Annotated in this window: 1 protein-coding gene; it reads left to right on the plus strand. The window is 61.1% G+C overall.

Translation table 11 applies throughout. The features are described 5' to 3' along the window. The first annotated feature begins 193 nt into the window (after positions 1-193). Complete coding sequence (locus tag AC097L_RS23465) at positions 194-1,573, plus strand: IS4 family transposase (RefSeq protein WP_479589148.1); 1,380 nt, start codon at positions 194-196, stop codon at positions 1,571-1,573. Positions 1,574-1,868: the final 295 nt, after the last annotated feature.

The following is a 1,868-nucleotide window of genomic DNA, read 5'->3' on the forward strand; positions in this document are numbered from 1 at the left end:
CGCCGGGCGCAACTCCCGGCCGGGGATGCTGGCAGGCACCCAGAAAACGTCAACGTCAACCCTCCAATAGGGGTCGGAGCCTCATGGCACTAGGATAAGAAGAATTGCCCTGCAAGCAAGGGGTGGGCAGAGCCGCTGACAGTGATAGTCTGGAGTTGCAAAACGAACCAGAAATCAAAAGGACTCAGCCCAGTTGCAGGATACCAAATCGAAGAACTATGCAGCCGCCCAAAGGCTGCGCCAACAGTTTGGCCACGCCCACACGGGGCGACTGGGCCAAGCACTCAGCATCCAAGACATCTGTGCGATAGCCGACCGCCAGCCCGGCGCAGTACGCCAGCGCTTGTACCCACCACTGACCACACTGGGTCTGTTCATCGGTCAAGTTCTCAGCCCCGACCCCGTCTGCCAAACGGCTACCGCCAGTCACCTGGCCCAGCAGGTAAGCCAAGGCCATCGGCCATGCTCTGCCAACAACGCCAGCTACTGCCAAGCCAGAAAGCGCCTACCCAAGGCCCTAGTCAGTGATCTGGGCACTCTGCTGGGGCAGCGCCTGGAGTCTTTAGCGCCCAAAGCCTGGCGCTGGCAGGGGCGCTGCGTCAAACTCTTTGACGGCACCAGCGTATCCATGCCCGACACCATGAGCAACCAAGCCGCGTACCCGCAAAGCCGCAGCCAAGCGGTGGGAGTGGGCTTCCCCATGGTGCGCATCGGAGCCCTGATCGGCTTGGCCAGCGGGGCCGTACTGGCCTACGACTTGACCGCTCTGCGCGGCAAAGGCACGGGGGAGCAAACCGTGCTGTACGGTTTGCTGGGGCACATCCAACCCGGTGATATTGTTCTGGCCGATGCATTGCTGGCGACTTGGTGGCTCATCCAGGCTATCCAGAGCCGGGGTGGCGATGTCGTCATGGCCCAGCACGGCAGGCGTAGTAGCGACTTTGCGCAGGGCCAGATACTGGGCCGAGGTGACCATATCGTCCAGTGGCGGCGCCCGCCAAGACCTGAATGGATGGGCCACAGCGAGTACGCCGCACTACCGAAGACGCTGCGCATACGCGAGATTGAGGTGCAAGGACGGGTGGTGGTGAGCACCTTGTGCGATGCACGCTGCACCAGTGCGCAGGCACTGGACCAGCTATACGGTATGCGCTGGAGTATCGAGGTGGACTTTCGCTCGCTCAAAGCCACCATGGCGATGGATGTACTGCGCTGCAAATCCAGCGAAATGGTGGACAAAGAGATCGCTGCCTACATGCTGGCCTTCAACCTGGTGCGCTGGACCATGGGTGCCAGTGCAGTGCTGGCCGACGTGCTACCACGGGCGCTTAGTTTTGCCAGTGCGAAGCGCCTATTGAATGGGTTTGCGCAACAGCTCATAGGCAGCTCTGCTAAGGCAATTGCGGGGCTGTGCAATATCTTGTTGCGCAGCATAGCGACGCTCAAGCTGGTGCAGCAACCGGGACGGATTGAGCCCAGGGCTAAGAAGCGAAGACTCAAACCGTTGCCGCTGCTGAACGTGCCTCGCACAGCAGCCAGAGCGGCGATTCGCATGCGGCGGGGCTTATCCTAGTGCCATGAGGCTCCGACCCCTATTGGCGGATTGGCGTTGACGTTTTCTGTGTGGCTGCCTGCATCGTCGGCCGCGTGATGTGCCCGGCGGCGCAGTCACTTGTTCTTTTGCGCAATGGCGTGCTCTGCACGCGGGGTTCACTCACTTTGCGAAGCAAAGTTAGGTGAACACCAAAAGTAACCCAAAGAAAGGCGCCCCAACTGTCTGCGCCCTCCGCTGGCGCTACGGGAACCTGCGGTGCTCGCTTTGGGCGGGGTTTGGCTAAACTCGCTGGCGCTCAAACAACGCCAGCCCT

Source organism: Rhodoferax sp. RT5P35 (genome assembly GCF_056521385.1).